Origin of the sequence: Massilia niabensis, from assembly GCF_042655085.1 — a bacterium.
GTDB classification, from domain to species: Bacteria; Pseudomonadota; Gammaproteobacteria; order Burkholderiales; family Burkholderiaceae_D; genus Telluria; species Telluria niabensis.
Map to the genome: position 1 here is coordinate 257,788 of NZ_JBHSMU010000003.1, position 15,691 is coordinate 273,478.

General features: G+C 61.6%; 17 protein-coding genes. 10 read left to right on the forward strand and 7 right to left on the reverse strand.

The window, feature by feature from the left end:
• The first annotated feature begins 114 nt into the window (after positions 1 to 114).
• On the forward strand, positions 115 to 1,470 hold the full coding sequence (locus tag ACFPN5_RS01250) for a transposase (protein WP_379779277.1): 1,356 nt from the start codon (positions 115 to 117) through the stop codon (positions 1,468 to 1,470).
• A 335-nt stretch (positions 1,471 to 1,805) separates the two neighbouring features.
• On the opposite strand, the gene ACFPN5_RS01255 is transcribed toward ACFPN5_RS01250, so the two are convergent.
• A complete protein-coding gene (locus ACFPN5_RS01255; protein WP_379779279.1) occupies positions 1,806 to 2,312 on the reverse strand; it encodes an outer membrane beta-barrel protein in 507 nt (168 codons plus the stop codon).
• Positions 2,313 to 2,869: 557 nt separating this feature from the next.
• Here ACFPN5_RS01255 and ACFPN5_RS01260 point away from each other — a divergent pair.
• Positions 2,870 to 3,652: a class I SAM-dependent methyltransferase gene (locus tag ACFPN5_RS01260; protein ID WP_379779281.1), complete on the forward strand. Its 783-nt coding sequence runs from the start codon at positions 2,870 to 2,872 to the stop codon at positions 3,650 to 3,652.
• A gap of 940 nt (positions 3,653 to 4,592) precedes the next feature.
• On the forward strand, positions 4,593 to 4,727 hold the full coding sequence (locus ACFPN5_RS01265; protein ID WP_379779283.1) for a hypothetical protein: 135 nt from the start codon (positions 4,593 to 4,595) through the stop codon (positions 4,725 to 4,727).
• 287 nt (positions 4,728 to 5,014) lie between these two features.
• Here the strand turns inward: ACFPN5_RS01265 and ACFPN5_RS01270 are convergent, their stop codons facing one another.
• Together ACFPN5_RS01270 and ACFPN5_RS01275 are read right to left on the reverse strand one after the other, a co-directional pair.
• Positions 5,015 to 5,245 (reverse strand): DUF2798 domain-containing protein, encoded by a 231-nt coding sequence (locus ACFPN5_RS01270; RefSeq protein ID WP_379779285.1) that lies wholly within the window; start codon positions 5,243 to 5,245, stop codon positions 5,015 to 5,017.
• 24 nt (positions 5,246 to 5,269) lie between these two features.
• Positions 5,270 to 5,746 carry a DUF2938 domain-containing protein gene (locus tag ACFPN5_RS01275; protein WP_379779287.1) on the reverse strand — a complete coding sequence of 159 codons (477 nt, stop codon included), beginning with the start codon at positions 5,744 to 5,746 and terminating at the stop codon, positions 5,270 to 5,272.
• Positions 5,747 to 5,826: 80 nt separating this feature from the next.
• Between ACFPN5_RS01275 and ACFPN5_RS01280 the strand changes: the two genes are divergently transcribed.
• Both ACFPN5_RS01280 and ACFPN5_RS01285 read left to right on the forward strand, forming a co-directional pair.
• The gene (locus tag ACFPN5_RS01280) at positions 5,827 to 6,222 is read left to right on the forward strand and encodes a helix-turn-helix domain-containing protein (RefSeq protein WP_379779289.1); all 396 of its coding nucleotides are present in this window, start codon (positions 5,827 to 5,829) and stop codon (positions 6,220 to 6,222) included.
• Between the two features lie 526 nt (positions 6,223 to 6,748).
• The gene (locus tag ACFPN5_RS01285) at positions 6,749 to 7,177 is read left to right on the forward strand and encodes a thrombospondin type 3 repeat-containing protein (protein WP_379779291.1); all 429 of its coding nucleotides are present in this window, start codon (positions 6,749 to 6,751) and stop codon (positions 7,175 to 7,177) included.
• A 67-nt stretch (positions 7,178 to 7,244) separates the two neighbouring features.
• On the opposite strand, the gene ACFPN5_RS01290 is transcribed toward ACFPN5_RS01285, so the two are convergent.
• Both ACFPN5_RS01290 and ACFPN5_RS01295 read right to left on the reverse strand, forming a co-directional pair.
• A complete protein-coding gene (locus ACFPN5_RS01290; RefSeq protein WP_379779293.1) occupies positions 7,245 to 8,420 on the reverse strand; it encodes a pyridoxal phosphate-dependent aminotransferase in 1,176 nt (391 codons plus the stop codon).
• 78 nt (positions 8,421 to 8,498) lie between these two features.
• Positions 8,499 to 9,428: a LysR family transcriptional regulator gene (locus tag ACFPN5_RS01295; RefSeq protein ID WP_379779295.1), complete on the reverse strand. Its 930-nt coding sequence runs from the start codon at positions 9,426 to 9,428 to the stop codon at positions 8,499 to 8,501.
• 133 nt (positions 9,429 to 9,561) lie between these two features.
• Here ACFPN5_RS01295 and ACFPN5_RS01300 point away from each other — a divergent pair, with 133 nt between their 5' ends.
• The 3 genes from ACFPN5_RS01300 to leuD are packed head-to-tail and all read left to right on the forward strand — an operon-like array spanning position 9,562 to position 12,653.
• Positions 9,562 to 10,521 carry a Bug family tripartite tricarboxylate transporter substrate binding protein gene (locus ACFPN5_RS01300; protein WP_379779297.1) on the forward strand — a complete coding sequence of 320 codons (960 nt, stop codon included), beginning with the start codon at positions 9,562 to 9,564 and terminating at the stop codon, positions 10,519 to 10,521.
• A gap of 19 nt (positions 10,522 to 10,540) precedes the next feature.
• A complete protein-coding gene (gene leuC / locus ACFPN5_RS01305; protein WP_379779299.1) occupies positions 10,541 to 11,941 on the forward strand; it encodes a 3-isopropylmalate dehydratase large subunit in 1,401 nt (466 codons plus the stop codon).
• Positions 11,934 to 12,653 (forward strand): 3-isopropylmalate dehydratase small subunit, encoded by a 720-nt coding sequence (gene leuD / locus ACFPN5_RS01310; RefSeq protein ID WP_379779301.1) that lies wholly within the window; start codon positions 11,934 to 11,936, stop codon positions 12,651 to 12,653. Before leuC ends, leuD begins: the two co-directional genes overlap by 8 nt.
• On the opposite strand, the gene ACFPN5_RS01315 is transcribed toward leuD, so the two are convergent.
• Together ACFPN5_RS01315 and ACFPN5_RS01320 are read right to left on the reverse strand one after the other, a co-directional pair.
• Positions 12,590 to 13,273, reverse strand: a complete 684-nt coding sequence (locus tag ACFPN5_RS01315; protein ID WP_379779303.1) for an RES family NAD+ phosphorylase — start codon at positions 13,271 to 13,273, stop codon at positions 12,590 to 12,592. The genes leuD and ACFPN5_RS01315 overlap by 64 nt on opposite strands.
• Positions 13,266 to 13,940 (reverse strand): hypothetical protein, encoded by a 675-nt coding sequence (locus ACFPN5_RS01320; RefSeq protein ID WP_379779305.1) that lies wholly within the window; start codon positions 13,938 to 13,940, stop codon positions 13,266 to 13,268. The genes ACFPN5_RS01315 and ACFPN5_RS01320 overlap by 8 nt, the downstream gene beginning before the upstream one ends.
• 238 nt (positions 13,941 to 14,178) lie before the next feature.
• On the opposite strand from ACFPN5_RS01320, the gene ACFPN5_RS01325 reads away from it, so the two are divergent.
• Together ACFPN5_RS01325 and coaE are read left to right on the forward strand one after the other, a co-directional pair.
• A complete protein-coding gene (locus tag ACFPN5_RS01325; RefSeq protein WP_379779307.1) occupies positions 14,179 to 15,042 on the forward strand; it encodes a prepilin peptidase in 864 nt (287 codons plus the stop codon).
• A 4-nt stretch (positions 15,043 to 15,046) separates the two neighbouring features.
• Positions 15,047 to 15,676 (forward strand): dephospho-CoA kinase, encoded by a 630-nt coding sequence (gene coaE, locus ACFPN5_RS01330; RefSeq protein WP_379779309.1) that lies wholly within the window; start codon positions 15,047 to 15,049, stop codon positions 15,674 to 15,676.
• Positions 15,677 to 15,691 lie beyond the last annotated feature (15 nt).

Here is a 15,691-nt window from a genome sequence, read left to right on the forward strand (position 1 = left end):
TGGTACGGGCGAGTTGAACGTCCGCTCCCGACCTATTGCGTTGAAAAACTCCGCTTGAGTTCGCGATCTCGGCGACCTGTCGCTGTCTAACTGGTCGCGGATACGGAGGTCGCGATGATGGGACGCCAAGCAACTAAACGGGAGCTATTCGTATCGGTCAGTCTAGACGAATATGTTCCCGAAGACCACTTGTTGAGGGCGGTAGACCGCTACCTCGACCTCAGCGAATTTCGCGCGAATCTCGCTGATTCATACAGCCATACCGGCCGGCCATCGATCGATCCCGAACTCATGGCGCGTATGCTCATCATCGGCTACTGCTACGGGATCCGGTCGGAACGCCGGCTGTGCGAAGAGGTCAGCATGAACCTGGCGTACCGCTGGTTCTGTCGCCTTGGCCTCAAAGACAAGGTGCCGGATCACTCGAGCTTTTCCAAGAATCGGCATGGTCGCTTCCGCGATCGCGACGCCTTTCGCCAGCTGTTCGATTCGGTGCTTCGACGCTGTATGGCCGAGGGTTTGGTGCAAGGCGAGGGTTTTGCGACCGACGCCAGCATGATCAAAGCCGACGCCCGGCGACAACGTTCTTGCCCAGGTAATGTCGCTATCGACTGGGGTGATCCGGAGCAGGCAACCCGGCCGGTGCGCGAATATTTGACCGCGTTGGAACAGGCTAATCCGGTGTCACCCTCGCCAAAAAGAATCTCCCTGACTGACCCGGCATCGACCTGGACTGCCGCCGCCGGGCCGGCTATTTTTGCTTACTCGACAAATTACCTGATCGATCTGAAAGCAGGGCTGATTGTCGACGTCGAGGCATCGGCCGTGAACAAAATGGCCGAAGTCGAAGCGACCAAAATCATGATCGATCGCGTCGAAGAAAAGTTTGCGATCAAGCCGCAGCGACTGGTGGGCGATACGAATTACGGTGTCGCTGCAATGCTGGGGTGGCTGGTCGATGAAAAGAGGATCGCGCCGTACGTTCCGGTATGGGATAAATCCGAGCATTACGACGGCACTTTCAGCCGTACCGATTTCTTCTTCGACGCCGAGAACAATCGCTATGTTTGCCCGGCCGGTAAGTACCTCAGGCCGCCTCAACGCGGCCAAAAGAAAACACTGCTCCGCTATCGTGCCAGCGTGTACGACTGCCGGGTTTGCGATTTGAAGCCGAGGTGCTGTCCCAACATGGTCGCGCGAAAGATCGACCGCAGCCGGCAGGAGCCTGCTCGCGATATTGCGCGTGCTCTCGGCAAAACCAAGGAATATCGCCAATCACGAAGGGAACGAAAGAAGGTAGAGATGCTGTTTGCCCACCTCAAACGCATCCTTAAACTCGGCCAATTGCGCTTGCGGGGCCCCAGCGGTGCCCATGATGAGTTTCTGCTAGCAGCAACAGCCCAAAATCTTCGGCGAATGGCCAAAAGACTGCTTCCGACAAAACAAAACATGCAACTAGTGATCAGTTGAGCACCCCGGCATCGGCTACGTCACGTATCTTTTATGTACAGTTACTTCATCAGGACTGCTCTTGCCCAGAGTTTTTCAACGCAATAGACCCGAAGCGGACACTTTTACGGTTGCGAATTTCGCGTCTTCAGAACCAGTCTGTCCTTGGCCTGACTCGTGTATTGAACGAGACCGGCAAAGTCAGTCATGACCATGATTCCTTCAGCGAGATATGTTTCACAATATCTTCCGCTATTCATTCCATTCAGGGCCGCGCCCAGAACGACAATGCCCGGCATAAGCCGGGCATTGTCGTTCGCGCTACGCAGGCAGTTACACGTCTGCGAAGCCGATCCTTAGAATTGGTAAGCGAGGCCGACGCTCACGTTCTGGGAGTCGCTTGATGGCTTTTGAAATTCCAGGCGGGCCGAAATTGCCGGCGTGAAAGCGTAGCTGACGCCAAGGCCAATAATGCCATTCGAGTCCGACTCCTTCAAGTCATTCCCGGCAACCTTGGTTTCGGCTTCTACATGGCTATAGCCGAGGCGTCCCAGCAGGCTGAAGCCGCTGCTCAGTGGAAGGGTACCCACGACCGACAGCGAGGCCTGGTTCAGGTCAATTTCGCCAATGAGGCCGGGAAATGTGTAGTTAATACTGGCCAAGCGCCGATAGCCGGCTTCGATGGCGACATTTGGGAGAACGTTGTAGCCGGCAAAAGCGCCGGCGCTGGTTCCCCGGCCGGGAATATCGTCGATCTTGGTACGGCCAATGTCAACGCCGGCATAAAAGCCGTTCGGCTGCGCGGCAAACGCGGTGGACGAAGAGATAACGAGGACAGTTATGATTGCGATTTTTTTGAACATGTTTGCCTTTATTGTGGTGGTGCACTGGGCAATATCCCGAGCGCGCTGCAATTATTACCCAACTCACAATATTGAGTAACTGCAATCTTCCTGAATTATTGTATGTAGATGTAACAAATTATGCATATCTCAATTGCCATGCGCACTCACTCTGGCTTGATATCTGGCAGACGCTATGGAATTAGACTTGGGCTATTTCGTTAAGCGGCGATATTCTAGTTCGTTGAAGTCAACTTGTATTCTAGGTCTGTCCAAACTTCGTCCTCACAAACATACTGGCTCGCGTAAACGCATCGAATGGTCCGCTTTTGGCCGATTCCGACCGGTCGATTCAGCATAACAGGTTGCCAATGCGAAAAACTCGCCAACTGTCACGCCAGACAGCTTCGGACACAGTCAATCCGATCCGCGGCAACTGCTCAGCCAACGCGACATAACCAGGAAATTCTGATGTAGCCAACGCACGTCGGGGAGCCAACGCCGCTACACTGATCATTTCCTTTCACCGCGAGCCTGCCGGCGCCATTGCAGGCAGCGACTTCTTACGGAAACCGATCATGCTCCGCACCCGCACCCGCTCGCGCAATTGCCGCACCTCCCACACTCACCGTATGCTACCCATCCTGCTGGCCTGCCTGTCGGCTCTGGCGCTGCTATCATCCGCTAGTCTCGATGCCGCGGCACAGGCAGTGGCCGCCGATACGCGCTATGAACGCGTCGTACCCAGCCCGGATGGCATCGGCAAGCGCCACATGGGCCGTGAGATCGCCGGCGTGATGGGATGGGAGGGCGCGCAATGGCTCGAGCGCGAAAGCCGCGCACGCGAGGAGCGCCCGGAATTGCTTCTGCGGGAACTGGCGCTGGCGCCCGGCATGACGGTGGCCGACATCGGCGCCGGCACCGGCTACTACACCTGGCAGCTGGCGAAACAGGTCGGGCCCGGCGGACGCGTATATGCAGTTGACGTGCAGCCGGAAATGATTAGCATGCTCGACAGCCAGATGGTAAAGCGCGGCGTGCGCAATGTGGTCTCGGTGCTAGGCAGCGAAACCACCGTCAAACTGCCACCGGCTAGCGTCGACTTGGCAATCATGGTCGACGTCTATCACGAGCTCGCCTATCCCGCGGAGGTCCTCGACAGCATCGTCAACGCCCTGAAGCCGGGTGGGCGCGTCGTCTTCGTCGAATATCGGGCCGAGGATCCGGCAGTCGCGATCAAGCCGCTGCATAAGATGAGCGAGCGGCAGGTACGGCGTGAAGCCACGGCGCATGGCCTGAAGTGGGAACGCAGCATCGAATCGCTGCCGATCCAGCATGCGATCGTGTTTCGGAAGCCCTGAGCGCAGATTTTCTTGCCGTTGCTATCAATGAGTAGCGGCCCGAGGGCTGAAGTGGCATGGCACCTTCTGCCGCTGAGCAGACGTGGCTGGCAGGATGCGATTGCATGGCTGAAAGCCACTGCTCGCTCGTGAGCAAGGAATCGGGTATCGCCGAGGCCAGTCGGGGCATCTGCCATGCCGACGCACACTGCTCAACCAGCGGGTTATGCATCAGTTCTCGATTCAAAACATGTATCGGATCCGAATCGTTTCAGGCCCGGCGGTTGCCGTTATATATGAGTAGCGGGCAACCGGCAGGTTTCAGGGCGCGCCGAGTTTACCTGCCTTGGCAGCGGCGGCCGCTCTTTTATAATAGGCTTGTGCTGCAGGGGAGATGTCCGGACCTGTCGCGCCGGTGAACCTCAGTCGTTTCGTCAGTACCCAACCTGAAAAATCTTTTCCACTCCTGGCCCTGTACCTCACTAAGGTCCACTCTCCCTCGGGCCCATAGTCGGAATACGCCACTAATGAATCGCGCGGTATAACGAACAGGCGCTTGTCCGCACACCTCTTGTCCGGCGCTTTGTGCAGATGGAGGCGACCAGTACCGGCTACTTCATAAGAATAGCGATGTGGTAGGGGTGTGTCCTGAGGCGCAACATCGCATGCAGGTCCTGCCGCATGCACAGCATTTGCGATGAGCAGAGCCAAAGCCGAGCTGTTTAATGTCTTGAACATAGGTTAAGGATTCGGGCTCCAGGCGTAGGCCGATCTGTCGCGTTCATAACCCAGTGCTGGAATTGGCAAAGGCCACAACACTAGGAGCTAACAGTAACGTAATGCAGCGCAGTGAAGCGCGACGTTACCGTTACGACATGAACTTCAGCACCCCTCACTGGCGTGAAAAGGTGGCGGAACGGATGCTGGCGGCTGAGCTGCGAGCACTTGGCGAACGAGGAAGATGTGGGCAACCATCGCGACGGCAACCTTGCGCCTAAAAATCAGCGATGCAGGCACGGTCAAGAAGAAGGCGGTGTACCTGGCCCTGGCGTACCCGCCGACGCGCTCAAGCGCTTATGGCACGGCGGGGGAGTAGCCTTAGCGTTTCCCTCGCCTCGCCTGTGGCCTTTCGGGCAAGCGGCCTTTTCCTGCTCACACTTCAAAAAGTGCGAAGTTTTGTGAAGAAAAGCACTGCGAGCTACTTGAGAAGCACTTCGAGATCAAGGGGGAACTCTTGCGAGATGTCGTGAGTTCCTACAGCTGGTGTAGGTTCTCAGAATACTTCGACTAGAGGTGCACGATGGATTGCATGTCTGCTGCTGGCGGTCGCTCTGGAGCTCATTGGCATGATTGCGGGCCGTGCCTGGGTGAATCCGTAGGTAGCTAGACTTGTCTGGTGAGCCTGGCGACCAGCTTACGCACCACTGGCGCGACGATCGCGACAGTGGGAAACGCAACCGGCCAGATGGTTAGACAACTGCGCACCCACTGCCCGGGAAGTCCGGGGTGCAGGCCCTGTGTATTGAGCAGTACGAACGCCGAGACGATACTGACCATGATCGCCGACAAAATGGCGCTGAAGAGGATTGGTGCGAAGCGGGCCTGAATTTGCATGGTGACTCTCCTGGTTGAAAATGATTAATGTGTTAGCCAGGCGCTGGCGTACAGCCCAAGGCCGAACACTGCATGGGTGAGGACGCTTTGCAAGCGCGTATAGGCCGGGCGCGGCGCCCTCGCGGCCGCGATGCCGGCCCCCATACCAGGCTGCATCAAGAGAAACGGCGCCAGCACAGTTCCGATGCCAAACAACAGCGCCGGACCGATGGTGGGTACGGCTAACCAGCCAGGGCCGGTGACGGCCAGCAGTAGCGCGGCAAACGCGATGCCGATCAGATAGTGGGCAATCCAGCCGATCACCGCCTCGCCCGGATACTGCGCAGCCGCAGCGATCGACTTGTGCAGGAACTGGCCCCGGGTCATGTGCCCCAGCCAGCGCCCGAGGTGTCCATAGTTCGGCCGGGGCACGCCCAGCAACAGTTGGCGGACAACAGCCCATACGTCGACTGTCCAGGTGGCGCCCACACCCATGACGAGTACTGCGAATGTCAGTTCCATAATCTTCTCACTGGTTTGCGTTTGTCATGCAGTACTGGTAGCGTACGACTTCAAGTCAACTTGAAGTCAAGGGAAATAACATGGACATTGGGGAAGTGGCGCGGCGTTCCGGAATATCGACCTCGGCACTGCGGTTTTATGAGGAGAAGGGTTTGATCAGCTCGGTTGGAAGACGGGGCCTGCGCCGGTTGTTCGGCAATGATGTGCTGCAGCGGCTGGCCCTGATCAGGCTGGGCCGTGCCGCCGGTTTTTCATTGGACGAGATTGCAACGATGTTCAGGCCCGATGGTGGACCCCAGATAGACCGCGGCATGCTCAGCAGCAAAGCGGATGAACTCGATGTCACCATCCGCAAGCTTACCGCCATGCGCGACGGCTTGCGTCACGCCGCCGCCTGTCTGGCGCCGACTCACATGGAATGTCCAACCTTCCAGCGCCTGCTGGGGCTGCAGGGCGCTGCCAGACTCAATAGATGACTATCCGAGCGAATCGACTCCCCTGCCAGCGGCGCAGCCGCGCACATTGATGAATCGTCACGGCGATTGTAGACACTCCTGAGCCATAATTGACTTCCCTCAGTTCGGTCGACGAATCAGGCACATCGACCGTAAATTCCCGATTCAGGCGACTCGGAACGATGATCGAAGGCCGTCCTGCAATCTGGAGTGGGCGAAGTCGAATTGACGCTGGAAGCCCAACTGCGTGATCTCAGGGGACGTTCCGTGATCGCCGACACGACAAGTACCTGCGCATCCTTGGCACGGAAGGGAGCTGCGAAGCGTCGAACCTTGGCGCCGGATAGCACGTTATGTAACGCCTCGCCGAAAAACTGCGAAGTTTTATGAGAAAAAGCGCCTTGGCCCACATCCGCGGCAACCCCGCGCGCCGAATTGCCCGAGAACTGCGCAATTTGTTTCATCTGTAAGAAGATGAATCAGTGCTACCAGGCGACTCGCAGGCAGTCCTATAGTTGAACCATAGTAGTTCAACTGGAGACCTGACATGAAACGCTTCCTCAGCATTGCAGTACTTGCCGCCGTGGGTGCCGCCGCTGTGCCCCTCTCGGCTGCCGCCCAGACCCGCGTCTACCTCAACGTCGGGGAGCCTGCCCCGGTATACGTCCAGGAGCGCTACTACGTTCATGACCGCTATGCGCCCGAGCGCCAGTACCGCGGCGGCTATGCCTACGCGCCAAGTGGATGGGATACGCGGCATGGGCGTTACGTCGAGTCGCGCCGCTGGGTCGACCGTAACCGCGACGGCATGCACGATCGCCGTGGAGGCCGCGACTTCGACCGCGACGGTGTACCGAACCGCTACGACCGCGACCTCGACAACGACGGTATCGCCAATCGTTACGACCGCGACGTGGACGGCGATGGAGTCCGCAACCGTCGCGACCGTCGCCCCGAGAATCCGTACGCTTACTGATAATCTTACTTCGGGGCCGGGCCCCCTGGTTTCCGGGACGCGATCCAGCGATCGCTCCCGGGCAATTTCATTTCACAAGGCGATCCATCAAGCCTCCCAGCCTCCTGATCGCCTCCATCAGGTTCCCTGCGCTGGCCGCATACGACAGCCGCACGTAACGGCCCGCCCCGCAATGGCCAAAATCCTTGCCGGGCGTCAGCGCCACGTGCACCTCGTCCAGCGCCCGCTCGCAGAACTGCCAGGACGTCAGTCCCGTCCCGCTCACATCGAAGTACACATAGAACGCCCCGTCCGGCGGCACCGGAACCGGCAGGCCGATCCCCGAGAGACCGGCTAGCACCAGCTCCCGGCGCCGGGCAAACTCCACGCGCCGCTCTTCGCAGATCGCCAGCGACTCCGGCGTAAAGCATGCCAGCGCCGCTTGCTGCGATACGTTGGATGCGCAAATATAGTAATTCTGGGCCAGGCGCTCCATCGTCGGCACCATCGCCTCCGGGACCACGGCCCAGCCAAGGCGCCAGCCGGTCATGCCGAAATACTTCGAGAAGCTGTTGATGACGATGGCGCCATCGTCAAAGGCCAGCACCGTCTGCGGCGCGCGGCCTGCCTCGTCGCGGTCGCCCAGGTTCAGGTAGATCTCGTCGACGATGCGCCACGCATCGTGCTCGCGCGCCCACGCGCAGATCGCGCGCAGCTCTTCCGGAGTTACCGAGGTTCCCGTCGGGTTCGACGGCGTCGCGATCATCAGTCCTTTTGTGCCGTCCGTCCAGTTGGCGCGGACACTGTCGGCGCTTAACTGGAAACGGCTGTCCGCATCGGTCTGCACGAGTTTGACCTGCGCGCCGAAGCTGCTGAGGAACTGGCGGTTGCACGGATACGAGGGGTCGCCGACGATCACTTCGTCTCCTGGATCGACCAGCGCAGCAGTCACCAGCAGCAGCGCCGCCGAGGCGCCGGCGGTGACGATGATCCTGCTTGGGGCGATCGTGACGCCATGCTCGCGCAGATAAAAGCCGGCGATCGCCTCGCGCAGGGCCGGTATGCCCAGGGCCGCGGTGTAGGGCAGCGAACCGCCGACCGCCGTGCGCGCTGCCTCCAGCATGGCGGGAGGCGGGCCGAAATCGGGTTCTCCCAGGCTGAGCTTGATGACGTGGTGGCCCTGGGCTTCGAGGGCGGCGGCGCGTTTGCCGAACTCCATGGCGAAGAAGGGATCGATTGCCTGGGCGCGTTGGGATATTTTCATGGTGATTCCGATGGTGGGCTGTCCGTAACGAATTCTATACGTCCGGCCAGGATTGGTGCCCGGCGGCGCTCCCTGCCTTCACCATAACAAGTCGCCCCCGGCGGATCGATCGATCCTCCGTTTGTCCGCAAAGGCGTCGAGCATGAAGTCGACCATGGCTCGTGTTTTTGCCTGCAAGTGGCTCTTGGTAGGGAAAAGAATATAGATGTCGGCCGGCAGCGCGGTCCAGTCCGGCAGCAACAGGCGAAGGCGGCCGGAACGCAGGAACGGGGCGACGTCCCACTCCGAGCGCAGCACGATCCCATGTCCATCCAGTGCCCAGGCGAGCGCGGCCTCCCCGTCGTTCGTGCTGAGCTGGCCCCTTACCTTGACGGTCTCCTGCTTCGTTCCGGAGCGGAACTGCCAGTTGCCGAAGATTTCATCGCTCTCCCGCAAGACAATGCAACTGTGATTGTGCAAGTCGCGCGGCAAGACCGGGGCGCCGTGTGCGGCGAGATAGGACGGCGACGCACACAGGAAGCGGCGGTTGTCCGCCAGCTTGCGTGCCGTAATCCGTGCATCTGGTTGTTCACCAAAACGGATGGCCAGGTCGAATGCCTGTTCCACCAGGTTCACCGGGCGGTCGGTCAAATGCAGCTGCACATCTACCCCCGGATACTGCAAAGCGAAGCGGGAAAGCTGAGGCGTCACGTACCTGCGGCCGAAGCCCAGGGTCGCGCTGATGCGCAGCAAGCCCTGCGGGACGACACTTCCACCCGAGATCTTGCGTTCCAGCGCTTCGAGTTCGGCCACGAGCCGTTCGCCTTCCGCCAGGTAGGTCTCCCCTTCCGGCGTCAGGCTCATGCGCCGGGTGGTCCGGTTGAGCAGGCGCACCCGCAAGCGCGCTTCGATGGCGGCAAGCCGCTTGCTGACCGCGGGAGGCGTAATGCCGAGCGACTGGGCCGCCCCGGCGAGGCTTCCATGCTTGACCACCAGCGCAAAAAACGACAAATCGTTGAGACCATCCATTCGTAACCTGAGCGACCTAATGAAGTGCGAAAAGGTGAATTATACGGTGCGTTTTTTTGAATATGATAGTCGCACCGAGATCGCCGGCACATCCTGGCAAATGCAGTCCACAACTTGAACATCGGAGGAGACCATGAAACTGAAAATCGCACTCATTGCCGCAGCGTCCCTTGTATCGACTGCCGCGCTCGCGGATAGCTATCCGTCCCGGCCCATCCGCCTGGTGGTACCGTATGCGCCTGCCGGCAGCGCAGACATCGTCGCGCGGCGGATTGCGGACGAATGGGCAAAAGCTATCGGCGGCAACATCTATGTCGAGAACAAGGCTGGCGCGGGTGGCAATATCGGCGTCGATGCGGTCGCCAAGTCCGCACCCGATGGCTACACCATCGGTCTCCAGACAGTTTCGCTGGCCATCAATCCTTCGCTGTTCCCCAAGCTTCCGTATAACACGCTGAAAGACCTGGCGCCGATCGGCATGGTGGCCGCGTCCCAGCATGTACTGGTGGTCAATCCGAAATTCCCGGCCAAGGACACCAGGGAGCTGCTCGCCGCGACCAAGGCCCAGCCAGGCAAATTCAACTACGGTTCGGCAGGCCCCGGGAGCACCTTCCACATCGCCGCCGAACTGTTCAAGGATGTGAGCCGGACGGACATTACCCACATTCCCTACAAAGGTGGCGGCCCGGCACTGGTCGATACGATGGCGGGCATGGTCGACATGAGTTTCCCCGTCTTGTCCGCCGCCGTTCCGCATGTCCGCGGCGGCAAGCTGCGCGCGATCGGCGTGACCGGCCCCAAGCGTTCGCCCCTGTTGCCGAACGTCCCGACACTCCAGGAATCGGGCCTGTCCGGATACAACTTCGAGACCTGGTTCATGGTGTTCGCACCGGCCAATACGCCGAAGCCGATCATCGACAAGCTCAATGCCGCGCTCAACAAGACACTTGCTTCACCTGCGCTGAAGGAAAAACTGGTCAGCGACGGATTCGACCCGACCCCGTCGACGCCGGCGCAAGCCCAGGCGCGGCTGGTGCAGGAGCTCCCGGTGTGGAGCAAGCTGGTCAAGGAACGCGGGATCAGCGCCGAATAACCCCAACCGACAGACCAAGATGAGCAAGACACTTTACCGAAAACTCGTGGATTCGCACACGGTCGCGCAACTGGACGAGGATAACGTCCTCTTGTACGCCGACCTGCACCTGATGAACGAGTACACCAGTCCCCAGGCCTTCGCCGGCCTGCACGAGCGCGGCCTGGCGACCTTGTACCCGGGGCAGAACGTTGCCACCGTCAGCCATATCATTCCGACGCATCCGGACAAGTTCCGGATCATCGGTGACGCGGACTCCGCGCTGCAGGCGAGCAATCTCAAGCGCAACTGCGACAAGCACGGCATTCCCCTGTTTGACACGAACGACCGTTGGCAGGGCATTGAGCATGTCATCGCGCCCGAGCACGGCATGATCAGGCCGGGCATGGTGGTCATTTGCGGAGACAGCCACACCACGACCTACGGCGCGCTCGGCGCCCTTGGCTTTGGCATCGGCACCACGGAAGTCGAGCACCTGCTGGCCACGCAGACGCTGGTGTACCGCCTGGCCAGGGACATGCGCATCCGGATCGACGGCGCGCTTCCGGCCGGAACCACCGCGAAGGACCTGGTGCTGATGGTCATCGCACGCATCGGCGCGCAGGGAGCGCGCGGCTATGTCGTCGAATTCTGCGGCAGCGCCATTGCCTCGCTCAGTACCGAGGCGCGCTTCACGCTCTGCAATATGGCGGTGGAGGCAGGCGCGCGCGGGGCACTCATCGCGCCCGATGAGACGGCCGTGCAGTACGTGCTGGCCCATTGCCCGGACCTGGCCGGCGACGCCGGCTTGAAGGCGCGCGCCCTCGCCCACTGGCAGACACTCTTCAGTGACCCGGACGCGCGCTTCGACATCGAATATGACTTCGACGCGTCCGGTCTCGCCCCCATCGTGACCTGGGGAACCAGCCCGGACCAGGCAGTACCGGTGACGGGCGTCGTTCCGGAAGCAGCCAACGCATCGGAAGCACGGGCACTGCAATACACCGGCCTGGCCAGCGGCATGCCGCTGGAAGGGCTCACGATCCAGCACGTGTTCATCGGTTCCTGCACCAACGGCCGCATCGAGGACCTGCGGGCGGTCGTCGATGTGATTGGCGAGCGCAAGGTTGCACCCGGAGTGCGGGCCATGGTGGTGCCCGGCTCGGGCGCGGTGCGCGACCAGGCCGAACACGAGGGCATCGCCGCGAAGCTGGTCGCCGCGGGATTCGAATGGCGCAAGCCCGGCTGCTCGATGTGCCTGGCCATGAATGACGACGTGCTGGCGCCGGGCACACGCTGCGCCTCCACCACCAACCGCAATTTCGAAGGCCGGCAAGGACGCGGGGCGATCACCCACCTGATGAGTCCCGCAATGGCGGCCGCCGCCGCGGTCACCGGAACAATCACCGACGTAAGAAGGCTTTTGGCAGATCATGCGTAACAATATAAGTAACAGCGCCATCATTGAGGGCATCGCGGCGCCGCTCCCCATCGCCAATCTCGATACCGACCAGATCATGCCGAAGCAGTTCTTGCGCGGCATCGACAAAGCCGGGCTGGACCGCGGGGTGCTGTACGACCTGCGCTTCGACGGACAAGGCAGTCCACGCCCGGACTTTGTCCTGAACCTGCCGGCGTATGCCGGCGCGCCCATCCTCCTCGGTGGCGCGAATTTCGGTTGCGGTTCGAGCAGGGAGCACGCGGTCTGGGGACTGCAGCAGGCCGGGGTACGCGCCGTGATCGCGTCGAGTTTCGGCGAGATTTTCTACTCGAACGCCATGAACAACGGCCTGATGCTGGCGACCGTATCGGAAGAGGACATGGGGCACCTCTTTGCGGAAGCGGCGGCATCAAGCTCACCGCTGCGGGTGCGCATCGACGTGGAACAGCTCCAGGTGGCGAGCGCGACAGGTACGGCGAGCTTCACGCTGAGCGACCGGCACCGCCGCATGTTCATGGACGGCCTCGACATGCTGGGCGCATCGCTGCTGCACTTGCCTGCGATCGAGGCATTCGCAGAACGGTGGCACGAAGCGAATCCCTGGCTGAAGAATGTGGCATCCTTAGCCAGGGCCAGGATCGACGGTGATCAACTCCGCCCAGGCACGATATCCACGCCGATCAGTTCCGCCAGCGCCAGCAGCTCTCCATAGGCCACTGCATCGCCCGCCAGGCTGCGTGAAGGCGCCGCCTCGCGCAAGACGTCGCCATCGATCCGGTCGCCAAACAACACGACCGCCCGTGCGCTGTCGTCCTGGCGCGAAATCCAGCACAAGCCCTGCACCTGCGGGCATTGCGCATGGATCGCCTCGGCCCACAGCCGGGTCACCGGATACTGGTCTTTTTCGGTGTCGATCAGGGCGTTGCGCTGCACGCCGAGCTTGCGCAGGGCCTTGCTGCCCAGGTCGGCCAGCAGCAGGTCGGTTGCGGTGTCGAAGCGGGAATGCACATGGCCGTCGAGCTTGGCCTTGTCATAGGTCTTGTAGCCGGCGGCGAAGGGGACGTCGTGAAAGACGCTTTCCATCGCCGCGCAGGCAAAGCTCGAGCCGCCGTAGAGGGTCGGTATCGGCTTGCCTTCGGTGTTCCTGATGGGGCTGAAGCGGGCGTTGCCCTGCACGCCGGGGTTGAATTGCACCCCGCCATACTGGCCGTGGTGAACCCGGTGGATGGTCGTCCCAGCTGGCCAGGTGGTGGTGGAGATATGCAGTAAGGATGGTGGCGGGCTTGCGATGTCAGTGTTGGTGCGCGGCTTGTGGGCCGGCGTCTTAACCATGCAGCGCGCCTTCGAGTTCGTCTGCTGCGGCCGCGATCACGCGCTCGGGGTCGAGGGCGAGGAGCTCGCGTGGCGTCTTGCCGCCCAGGTAACTGTTGGCGGACATGAACCAATAGGACAAGCCCCAGCTGTCCTTGGCGTCGCCGAAGGTCCTGATGACTTGCGCCAGCGCCTTGCGCGGCCGGTAGCCGGCCTGGGGGTCGAGCCCGTAGCTGGGGAAATAATCGATGCCGTTGTGGCGGATGGCGAAAATGGCGCCGTCGCGCTTCCATTTGTTGGGCTGGGCGCTGGGGTTGGTGGCGCTGAAATTGGCTGCCGAGGCGATTTCGGCCGCCGTCATCCAGTCGCCGCTGTCGATGACCGCGGTGCGGGCGCGCGCCAGCATGGTGGCTTCCTTCAGCTCGTTCGGCGTGGGCGGCACCTTCGGTACCAGCGCCTCGACGATCGCTTCGAGCGATTCGCGATGGTGGTTGCCGACCAGGGTTTTGACGAGCTCGGCGATGCTGGCAAAGGTTTGCGCAATCGCCGCCGCTTCGCGCGGAGTGGCATGGGCCAGTGCCACGGCCACCACCTGTTCGGCATCGACCTGGTGCAGGCCCTTGCTGACCTCTTCGGGGTCGCCTGCAAGGGTCGAAATACCCGGCACCTCATGTTCCAGTGCGTACATGGCCCCTCCTGATGAGATTATGCTGGCTAACTTTATTCCATCATAACCCATATAATCAATTCGCACCACGAACGGGTTAAGGAGGCGGAAAGAAAGCCGCCGCCGGACCACGGATGCGTACTTGCCACAACACAACAGGCGCAAAGGGCAATGGACGCAAGCTTCCTTCGCAAAATAGGGCGAAACACCCTAAAATACGTTGATCTACGGAACCATTCTTCACTTCGGAAGCCCGCCTTTGGAAACTCTTCTCTTCGCCGCCCCGGCATCGCTTGCCCCTGCCCTGGTCGCCGGTCTGTTCGGCCTGCTCATCGGCAGCTTCCTGAACGTGGTGATCCACCGCATCCCGAAGATGATGCAGCGCGAGTCCGACAATTACGTTGCCCACGAAAGCGGCAAGGAATTGCCGCACACGGACCGCTACAACCTGATGGTGCCGCGTTCCGCCTGCTCGCACTGCGGCCACCAGATCGGCGCGCTCGAGAACATCCCTGTCGTCAGCTGGCTGGCGCTGCGCGGCAAATGCCGCAAATGCAAGGCGCCGATTTCGCCACGCTACCCGGCCGTCGAACTCCTGACCGGCCTGCTGTCCGCGCTGCTGGTGTGGACCTTCGGCAGCGGCGTCGCGGGTCTGGCGACCCTGCTGTTCGCTTACCTCCTGATCGCGATGACCTTCATCGACGTCGACACCCAGCTGCTGCCCGACGACCTGACCTTCCCGCTGCTGTGGGCCGGTTTGCTGGTCAACCTGGACGGCACCTTTGTGCCGCTGCACGACGCCGTCATCGGCGCGGCCGCCGGCTACTTCGTCCTGTGGGCCGTATACTGGCTGTTCAAGCTCGTCACCGGCAAGGAAGGCATGGGCTACGGCGACTTCAAGCTGCTCGCGGCGCTCGGCGCCTGGCTCGGCTGGGCCATGTTGCCGACGATCATCCTGCTGTCCTCGGTCGTCGGCGCGCTGGTGGGCATCAGCCTGATCGTGTTCGCCAGGCGCGGGCGCGACAAGCCGATTCCGTTCGGCCCCTACCTGGCCGCCGCCGGCATGATCGCCCTGCTCTACGGCGAGCGGATCGGCGCCGTGTTCCAGGGCTACCTGGCCTAAGCGCATGACAGCCCAGGCCACCGCATTCTCCGTCGGGCTGACCGGCGGCATCGGCTGCGGCAAGACGACCGTCGCCGACATGTTCGGCGCGCTTGGCGCCACGCTGGTCGACACCGACGCCATCGCCCACGCCCTCACCGCGCCGCACGGGGCCGCCATGCCGGCGATCCTCGCCGAATTCGGCGTGGACTTCGCGACGCCCGGCGGCGCGCTGGACCGCGCGAAGATGCGCGAACTGGTGTTCGCCGACCCCGGCGCCCGCGCCCGGCTGGAAGCGATCCTGCATCCGCGCATCCGCGATGCGACCGCGGCTGCGGCGGCGATTGCCAGCGGCCCTTACGTCATCTTCGTGGTACCGCTCCTGATCGAGTCCGGCACCTGGGCCGGGCGCGTCACGCGCGTGCTGGCGATCGACTGTTCGGAAGAGACGCAGATCGCGCGCGTGATGGCGAGAAATAACCTGCTTGAGCCCCAGGTACGTGCCATCATGGCGGCGCAGGTGACCCGTGCGGAGCGCCTGGCGGCGGCCGACGACGTGATCCTGAACGACGACGGCGTCGAGGCGCTGGCACCCCAGGTCGAACGCCTGCACGCGTTTTACCTGGCCGAGGCCGCGCGCATGGCGCATCCATAATGCGGGATTTGTAAT